Annotated in this window: 11 protein-coding genes and 1 pseudogene; 5 read left to right on the plus strand and 7 right to left on the minus strand. The window is 63.0% G+C overall.

Features of this window, described 5'->3' with window-relative positions; translation table 11 throughout:
* A pseudogene (locus EOA60_RS10600) lies at positions 1-204 on the plus strand (FMN reductase); the annotation flags it as partial.
* A 175-nt stretch (positions 205-379) separates the two neighbouring features.
* Here EOA60_RS10600 and EOA60_RS10605 read toward each other — a convergent pair.
* Entirely contained in the window at positions 380-823 is a 444-nt protein-coding gene (locus EOA60_RS10605; RefSeq protein WP_095823244.1) for a gamma-glutamylcyclotransferase family protein, read from the minus strand.
* Between the two features lie 36 nt (positions 824-859).
* On the opposite strand from EOA60_RS10605, the gene EOA60_RS39675 reads away from it, so the two are divergent.
* Positions 860-1,282, plus strand: a complete 423-nt coding sequence (locus EOA60_RS39675; protein WP_095823243.1) for a GNAT family N-acetyltransferase — start codon at positions 860-862, stop codon at positions 1,280-1,282.
* Positions 1,283-1,318: 36 nt separating this feature from the next.
* On the opposite strand, the gene EOA60_RS10615 is transcribed toward EOA60_RS39675, so the two are convergent.
* The 5 genes from EOA60_RS10615 to EOA60_RS10635 all read right to left on the minus strand — a co-directional run bounded on the left by EOA60_RS10615 (position 1,319) and on the right by EOA60_RS10635 (position 6,098).
* A complete protein-coding gene (locus tag EOA60_RS10615) occupies positions 1,319-2,632 on the minus strand; it encodes a hemolysin family protein (RefSeq protein WP_095823242.1) in 1,314 nt (437 codons plus the stop codon).
* Between the two features lie 94 nt (positions 2,633-2,726).
* Positions 2,727-3,434: an LssY C-terminal domain-containing protein gene (locus EOA60_RS10620; RefSeq protein WP_067326649.1), complete on the minus strand. Its 708-nt coding sequence runs from the start codon at positions 3,432-3,434 to the stop codon at positions 2,727-2,729.
* Positions 3,435-3,506: 72 nt separating this feature from the next.
* Complete coding sequence (locus EOA60_RS10625) at positions 3,507-4,259, minus strand: extensin family protein (RefSeq protein WP_245299594.1); 753 nt, start codon at positions 4,257-4,259, stop codon at positions 3,507-3,509.
* Between the two features lie 185 nt (positions 4,260-4,444).
* The gene (locus tag EOA60_RS10630) at positions 4,445-5,479 is read right to left on the minus strand and encodes an extensin family protein (protein WP_095823561.1); all 1,035 of its coding nucleotides are present in this window, start codon (positions 5,477-5,479) and stop codon (positions 4,445-4,447) included.
* A 193-nt stretch (positions 5,480-5,672) separates the two neighbouring features.
* Positions 5,673-6,098, minus strand: a complete 426-nt coding sequence (locus EOA60_RS10635; RefSeq protein ID WP_067326696.1) for a DUF3775 domain-containing protein — start codon at positions 6,096-6,098, stop codon at positions 5,673-5,675.
* A gap of 179 nt (positions 6,099-6,277) precedes the next feature.
* On the opposite strand from EOA60_RS10635, the gene EOA60_RS10640 reads away from it, so the two are divergent.
* The 3 genes from EOA60_RS10640 to greA all read left to right on the plus strand — a co-directional run bounded on the left by EOA60_RS10640 (position 6,278) and on the right by greA (position 7,575).
* Positions 6,278-6,826, plus strand: coding sequence for a tetratricopeptide repeat protein (locus EOA60_RS10640; RefSeq protein ID WP_095823241.1), 549 nt, complete (start codon positions 6,278-6,280; stop codon positions 6,824-6,826).
* 10 nt (positions 6,827-6,836) lie between these two features.
* A complete protein-coding gene (locus EOA60_RS37470; RefSeq protein WP_156751100.1) occupies positions 6,837-7,013 on the plus strand; it encodes a hypothetical protein in 177 nt (58 codons plus the stop codon).
* Positions 7,014-7,101: 88 nt separating this feature from the next.
* Complete coding sequence (gene greA / locus EOA60_RS10645; protein WP_027168132.1) at positions 7,102-7,575, plus strand: transcription elongation factor GreA; 474 nt, start codon at positions 7,102-7,104, stop codon at positions 7,573-7,575.
* A 3-nt stretch (positions 7,576-7,578) separates the two neighbouring features.
* Here greA and waaC read toward each other — a convergent pair.
* On the minus strand, positions 7,579-8,179 hold a 601-nt coding region (gene waaC / locus EOA60_RS10650), incomplete at its 5' end, for a lipopolysaccharide heptosyltransferase I (protein ID WP_128311336.1).

The following is an 8,179-nucleotide window of genomic DNA, read 5'->3' on the forward strand; positions in this document are numbered from 1 at the left end:
CTACAAATGGCGCCGGTCAAGTCGGCAGTGCACATCGCCTGGGGCGATTTCCTTGCGGTCCGCCAGGGCGACAAGAAGCTGGAAGAGATCGAACATCTGAACCAGGCGGCGGCGGCGCTCATCAATGACGTTGCCTGGTGGGCGAAGGTGCTGAAGGCGGCGCGCGCCGCCGACGCGATCGCCAGTGAAGCCCAGGCGGCTTAAGCCGCTTCATCCTCCCAAAATATCATCTAAGGGCGGCGCTTGCGCCGCCCCTTTTATTTGCGGAAGCCTCGGTCGTTCGACAGAGGATCGCTCAAGGATTTCGCTCTGCTGCCGCTTTTATGTCAGACATACTGGAGAAAGTCGGATTTCAATTGGGCATCCTTCGGGCGCAACCTTAGGCGTTCGCGTGAAGTTTGAAACGCCGATCGTCGTAGAAATCCAGATATCCCGAATGGACGGGATCCGCGAGACGGCGGGATTTCATGTAAGCCTGCGCCAGGACATGCGGACCGCCTTCAATGGGCTCAACCTCGATCGGGACGCGCAGGTTGCCGGGCTTGCCAGCGGATTCGATCCGGTCAAGCCCGGCCAGGGCGCGGTCGTCGACCGCGTAGAGCTCGCCCCTGACGTGGAAGCCGAGACCCGGTTCATTGAACATCATCGGAGCGAAGCGAGGTCCGGCAATCAGCATCGGGAAACGCTCACGGGTCCTGCAGGCACCGATGCACGCGGCCCCGGACAAACCCGCCTTGTGAAGAGGAAACCCTCTCTTCAAGGTTCCGAACACGAAGAGGTTGACGAGCATTCTCCGGAACGCCGGCCGAAGCTGGAAGTTCATCCGTTTTCGCCATGTTCAGGGCAGGCGCAAATCCGCATGACTCAAGAATTCCCAATCATCCTGTCGACGGACGAAGCCGCGAAAGTCGAGGCCGCCGCGGCGCTCTACCGCTATAACGTCGCCATCACAGGGACGGACGACCGCATTCCCATAGGTGCCATATTGTGTGATGGCTCGGGCAAAGCTTTAGGCGGCCTATGGGGAAGTACCGAACTCGGTCTTCTGTTCTTGGACATGTTTTTCGTGCCCGCGCATTTACGCGGTCTGTCTTACGGCGCCCGGTTGCTTGCCGCCGTCGAAGAAGAGGCAAAGGCGCGGGGCTGCAGACGCGCCGTCGTGGAGACAAGCAGCTTTCAGGCGCCTGGATTCTACATCCGCCACGGTTATGTGGAATTCGGCCGCGTTCCGTTCGGGTTCGATGGGCAGGCCCGCGTCTTTCTTCGCAAGGAACTGGCCTGAATGGATGTTGGGAAAACCCGGCAGACCCCAGGCTCGCTATCGGCGCGCCATCGGACGGTGGCCGTCGGGCAGGCGGGTGGCGATCAGCTTGTCGATACGCCGGCCGTCGAGGTCGACCACCTCGAAGCGCCAGCCTTGCGCGTCCACGCATTCGCCGGTAGCGGGAAGGTGGTGCAGATGTGACAGCACATAGCCGGCCACCGTCTCGTAGTCGCGGTTCTCCGGCAAGTCGATGCCCAGCACCTCGGCCATCTCGTCGGCCTGCATGTAGCCGGCAAGCAGCCATGAGCCGTCCTCGCGTTTGACCGCGTTCTCTTCCTCGCCCGCGTCGAGGTCCGAGCGGAAGACGCCGGTGATCGCTTCCAGGATGTCGGCCGGCGTGACGATGCCTTCGAAATGGCCGTATTCGTCATGGACGAGCGCCATCGGCACGTCCGATTCCCGCAGCCTTTGCAGCACGTCGAGCGCGTCGGCCTGATCATGGACGATTGGCGCGGTGCGCACATGCTGGCGCGGATCCAACACTCTGCCGGCAAGAAGGGCGGCCAGCACGTCGCGCGTCTGGATGACCCCTATCATGGCATCGACATTGCCGTCGCCCGCAGGCAGGCGCGAATGCTGGCTCTCCATCAGGAGCCGCTTGATGGCCCCCTCGTCGGATTGCAGGTTGATCCAGTCGACCTCGGTGCGCGGCGTCATCACGGCGCGCACGGCGCGGTCGCCAAGGCGCATGACGCCGGCGATCATGCGGCGCTCGTCGGATTCGATGGTGCCGTGATGCTCGGCCTCGGCGACCAGCATCTTGATCTCCTCGTCCGTGACCTTCTCTTCCGCCTCGCCGGCCTGGCCGAGCAACCACAAAACCCCGCGGCCGGAAATGTCGAGCAGAAAGACGAGCGGCGCCGATACCTTGGCGAGAATGGTCATCGCCGGCGCGGCGCGGACTGCGACGCGCTCAGGATCCCTGAGCGCGATCTGCTTCGGCACGAGCTCGCCGACGATCAGCGAGGCGTAGGTGATGACCGCGACGACAATGCCGACGCCGATGGGGTCGGCGATGTTCTCGCGGATGCCGGTCGAGGCCAAGTATTGAGCCAGTCGCTCGCCGAGCGTGGCACCGGAAAAGGCGCCGGAAAGGACGCCGACCAGGGTGATTCCGATCTGCACCGAGGACAGAAACTTGCCGGGGTTGGAGCCGAGGGCCAGCGCGCGGCCGGCACCCCTGACATTGCGGTCGATCATCGCCTTGAGGCGGGCCGGGCGCGACGAGACGATAGCCAGCTCCGACATGGCCAAAAGGCCGTTCACCAGGATGAGGGCGGCCACAACGGCGATTTCGACGTATAGCATGCGGCGTCAATAGCATTGCTGCGGTGCATTCGAAAATAGCGGGTTGGGCGTTTTTCGAATTGCGCCGTTTGCCGCTTCGAGAATGCCGGATGCGCTAGGGCAATTGCTTCAACACGCCAACCACCGCCATACCGTCGGTGAAATAGGGATCGCCGCCGCCGTTCCTGCCGTTTTTCGTCGCGCCGATCCCCGGGATCTCGCTGGTCGATGTCAGCATGCCTGCGGTGCTGAGGTCGCCGATCAGCAAGTTGCGCTCGGCATCGATGTCCGCGCCGATATGGTGAGTGATGGCACCGGTGTCGTGGCTCAAGCCGACGCCGCGGTCGAAGCTGGCGGCACCCAGCCAGAGCGGGCGGCCGTCATCGCCGACGGTATTTGTCTGCCAGAAGCGGACGTGGTGGCGCCGGTCGGCGCTGTCGCCGACGGGCTTTTCGAAAGCGAGGTCCTGGGCGCGGCCTTCAAACAGCAGGCGGCTGATCGGCGCATCGGGATAGGGTCGGGAGAACAGGACGCTCTCGCCGATGTCGATCGCTGTCCTGAGCGTGACGGCGTCGGCCGTGTCCCAGCCGGCCACGGCAAAAGCGTGGACCACCTCCTTCTCGGTGCCGACAAGTCCAACATTGATAGGGTCGCCGGGAATGCCCTGCGGCGTATGCGTCACCATCTCGAAGCGCTGCGTGCGGAAGCCGTGCTCCCGCCAGGTCCAGAATTCCGGCGCGGCAAGGTAGGCAAAGCCAAGATAGAAAGCACAGAAAGCCGCCAGCCAGATCGCCGCGCGTCGCCTAAGGCTTCGCTCACCCACGAGAGACCACTCCCAAGCCTGTGCCCGGCCCACTCTATGCGGTGTTGGGCCGGTTGGGCAGTAGGCCGAAGGTCAGCGGCAGGCGCGGTAGCCGTTCCTGCGATTCTTGACGTCGAAGTGAAAGTGGTTGCGGTGGTCGTAATTGTAGCCCGGGCCGAGGACCGTGTTGAAATATTGGCAGCCGTCGGCGCGAACATTGTTGAGGAAGCCGCGGGTGCGGAACGCAAACAGGCCAGGCTTGCGAACGTCGATGTCGTTGCCATTGTTGAGCTCGATGCTCATGACGTCGAGCGCATTGCCCTTGCCGTGCTCCGACAAGACGCCCTCGCCGGCGATCTTGCGGCACGAATAGCTCGAGCCCTGGTGGATCGCCCTGACGCCGGAGAAATAGCGCCAGCGGGCTGCCGGCACGAGCTCGTTCCTGGTCCAGGCGGCGAAGGTCGCGGCCATGTTGCAGGTCAGTGTCGCTGCCGGTTTCATCTCGACGCTGCCGATGGCTGAAACTTTCACCGGGAAGTCGATGCCGCACTGGCCTTCGTGGATAGGCTGGATGTCCTGGTAAACGACGCCAAGCCGTTTCAGTTCATTGCGGCAGTCGATCTCGCCGGCCGGCATCTGCTCGGGCGAAGACAAGGGCTCATCCATGCGCGGATAGGCTGCCTGGGTCAGGTAGGGATCGGACGGAACAAGCCTCTGCATGCCGGAATATTGCGGAGCCTCGGGCATGGCGGAGGTCTGGCTGCCGACGTCGACGGCCGGCTGCAGCGAAAAGACATCGCCGGTGGTGCAGGCCGAGACCGCTGTGATTGCGAGCCCCGTTGTCATTCTGACGGCAACGGAGCGCGCACGAGTGCTTAGTCGCGCCAAGGCGAGGCTGGCGCCAAATATTGCGGCCATCGAAAGGCATCCTGTCCCCGGATGGCACAAGTCTAGTCGGCAAGAGTAAAGGAAAGATCAGCGCCGGCATTCACGCCTGGGGCCGAATTGCGGCATCTGTTCTTCGCACCCACTCATTGGCAGAACGTTCCGCCATTTCGTCTCGGCTCGAGGTCGAAGTGGAAGTGCAGCGCGTGGTCCGGATCGCTGCCTGGGCCGAGCACCGTCTTGAACGGCCCGCAGGCGGCCTTGCGGATCGTGTTCAGGAAGTTTGCATCTTTTTCGGGCGGCACCGGGCCGACCTCGATCGTCCTGCCGTCGGAGAGTGTGAAGGACGCGATGTCCAGCGCATTGCCGAAGGCGTGCTCCGAAAGCTTTCCACCACCGTTGCGCGGGCGGCAAACAAAGGCGGAGGCCTGGCCGATCGATTTGAGATCGGCGCCAAATTCGGCCTTCGCGGCGGGTTGGATGACTTCGACGGCAAATCGTGCCGCAGCCTCCGCCATTTGGCAGTTGAGTTCGGCTCCGGCGCCTATACTGATCGATTTTCCTAATGTTTTCATGACGATGGGATAGGGAATGGAGCAGCCGATCTCGGCGTCGTGCTCGGCCTTGTGCTCCTCGAATTCGACGCCGAGCGTCTTGAGGCGCTCACGGCAGGCAACCTCCTCCGCCGGCATCTTGTCGGCTGGCAGCTCAGCGGAGCGCGGATCGGGCAGTATTTTGTTGTCGTGGGTATCAGCCGGCTTTTCAGGTGGCTTCGGTGCGGCAGCGGGCGGCTTCGGTTCCGCGATGTCGGGTCGTTGCGTCGGAATCGGCACCGCAGACGGCGCCTCAGGTTCGCCTTCCGTGTCGGTTGACGGCTCGGTGGCCGAAGGCTCGGGATGCTGCCGCTTTCCCTCACGAGACTTTTCCTGATTGATCGGGTCAGATGCGTCAGCGTCCTTTGGACCGGCAGCCTTCTGCTCTTCCAGCGTTGCGGTGCCGGCCTTTTGCGCTTCCGCGGGCCGTGGTTCTGGCACCAGAGCATCGGCGGGCAAGATCGGCTGGTCCTGCGTTTGCTGTTGCGCCAGCTTTGGCGCGACTTGCTGCTTGCCGCGCGGTCTCACGCGGTGCTTGCTCCTCGGCCGCAGTGGTTGATCCGCCCGCTGCGTCAACGGCTGCTCCATGCGCGGTGTCAGCGGCTGCCTGTGACGATGCTTGGCATCGGCCGGCGTGACCAGCAAAATCCCCGCCGCCAAAGGCAGCGCCAGTCTGCAAAATCCGTAAAAGCTCAGCCTCGCCATCGGCCGGAAACGGGCCCGGCATCGCAAGGTTGCCTTGGACGCTGCGGCGCTGCGATCAAAATCGGTTACCGGTTCGTTACGCGCCGATCGCCTCCAGGCCTTCCTCCAGCCAATCGGCGAGCTGCGGCAGTCCGAGCAGGTACTTTGCAGTGCGCTTGTTGGCGCGCTCGCGCGCGGCCGCCACCGCGTCGACCCATTCGGAAGCTTCGTAGTCGCCGCGGCCCACCCAGGCCAACGCTACCAGCTCGGCCGCTTCATCGACGTTGAGGTCGTTGATCAGCTCGCGGAATTCCTCCTCGGTGAGGTCTTCCGATGCCTCCTCGACAAGGCCGTCGTGATGATGATTGTCGTGCCTGTCGCCATCGAACTCGACCTCGTGCTCGGCGCCGTCGTCGTAGTCCTCGTTGACGGCTGCGCTCAGCGCCTTGGCCTTCAGGATGAACAGGCGCACGGTATCCGGGTCGATGGAAAGCTCCCATTCCTTCTCGAGGCGCTGCTGCACTGGCCTTTCTCCTCGTCGTGCGCTCGACTGATGATAGCGGATTTGCGGCCCGCGTCACATCCGTTCGCAGAGGCGATGCGCTGCCTGACCTCCAAATAGTTTGGCTTTTGACAGGTTTTCGGGATGAAACCGCATCGAAGCGGCGTTAATCTGCCGTTGTCACGCTCAAGGAGGCTCCGATGCGCAGACGTTTGCTTGTTCAGGTCTTGGCTGCTGCCGTTAGCCTGCCGCTGTTCGCGGCGCCTGCATTCACCGCCGGCGAGGGCGGCGGTGGCGGTGGCAGCGGCGGCCAGACCACCACCCAATGCAAGAAGGGTCAGGTCTGGGACAAGAAGAAGAAGAAATGCGTTGTGCCGCAGTACGGCATCCTGGATGACGACAGCATCTACGAGGCAGGCCACGATCTGGCGATGGCCGGGCGCTACGACGAGGCGATCTCGGTGCTGACGCTCGCCGCCAACAAGCAGGATCCGCGCATTCTCAACTATCTCGGCTATTCGCATCGCCATTCCGGCCGTGTCACGGTCGGCCTCGGCTATTACGAGGAAGCGCTGCGCATCGACCCCGACTACACGCTGGTGCGCGAATATCTCGGCGAGGCCCATCTGCAAATCGGCGATCTTGCCGGCGCGCAGGAGCAGCTCAAGGAAATCGAGAAGCGGACCGGCAAAGGCTCGCGCGAATACGGCATGTTGTCAGAGCAGATCGAACGTTTCCTGAGGAGCTGATTCTTCTCAGATGCTTTTCGAAGCCGGCTGCGAGCAATCGCAGCCGGTTTTTGCTGGCGGCATTGCGGATTTAGCGCCGGATGGCCTTGCGAAAGCGGTGGTGATTTTACTGAACTTCATTTTTGAGCGTGAAAATCGCGCGGAGATCGCTATATTCAGGGAAATTGTGGTGAAACGGTTCCGTTAGCCCGAGGCTGCCGGACCGTTTTCTTTTTGTACCCAACGACAAGGCTATTCCCGAAAAGCGGGGGTGGTGGCAGGAAAGGTCAGGCATCATGATCAAGGTCCCGATGACAGGCGAGGGGTTCGCGTCATTGAAGGAAGAACTGCGCTGGCGCCAGCAGGAAGAGCGTCCACGCATCATCGAGGCGATCTCCGAAGCGCGCTCGCATGGCGACCTGTCCGAGAATGCCGAGTACCATGCGGCTAAAGAGTCGCAGAGCCATAATGAGGGCCGTATCAACGAGCTCGAGGACCTGATCGCGCGCGCCGAGGTGATCGACGTTTCGAAGCTCAGCGGCGACAAGGTGAAGTTCGGCGCCACGGTCGTGCTGGTCGACGAGGACACCGAGGAAAAGAAAACCTATCAGATCGTCGGCGACCAGGAAGCGGACGTGAAGTCCGGCCGTATCTCGATCTCCTCGCCGATCGCGCGCGCGTTGATCGGCAAGGAAGTCGGCGATGCCATCGAGGTCAACGCTCCGGGCGGCGCACGGGGTTACGAGATCGTCCAGGTGCAATTTATTTGAGGCCTAGACTGGCGTTTCCGATCTAAGCGCCAGCAGCCGCTCCGCTTCAGCCATAACTTCGGCCGGCGTAACTTTGCCGCCGGCGGGCGCCAGCAGTGTCGATGAATAGGGCCCGCGCGGGCCGGTCAGGCCGGGCTCCGTCGCCAGGAATATGGCGACGGTCGGCAGGCCGAAAGCGCTGGCGAGATGGGTGAGGCCGGTGTCGGCGCCGATGACGAGCGTCGACCGGCCGAGGATCGCAGCGACATCCGCTAGCGGCGATTTCGGAACCAGCACCGTTTCCGGCACGGCGCCGGCGATCGCCTCGGCAACACGCTTCTCCGCTTCGTTCGACCAGGTGACGATCGGTGTAAATTGCTGCGACACCAATCGGCGCGCAGTCTCGACCCAGTCTTCGACCGGCCATTTCTTGTCTTCGCGGCTGGTGCCGTGCAGCAGGAAAGCCGTTTTACCTTCGACGCCGGAAAGTCCGCCTGCCGGCGGCACTATGCCGGAGCTGAGCGTCGAGAGGTCCGCCTGATACCCCAGCGCCAGGCCGAACAGGCGTCTGGTGCGCTCGATGGCGTGCAACTCGCGCGGCACGGCGTATTTGCGCTCGTAAAGC

Source organism: Mesorhizobium sp. M1A.F.Ca.IN.020.06.1.1, assembly GCF_004023265.1.
In the GTDB taxonomy this organism is placed as follows: Bacteria; Pseudomonadota; Alphaproteobacteria; order Rhizobiales; family Rhizobiaceae; genus Mesorhizobium.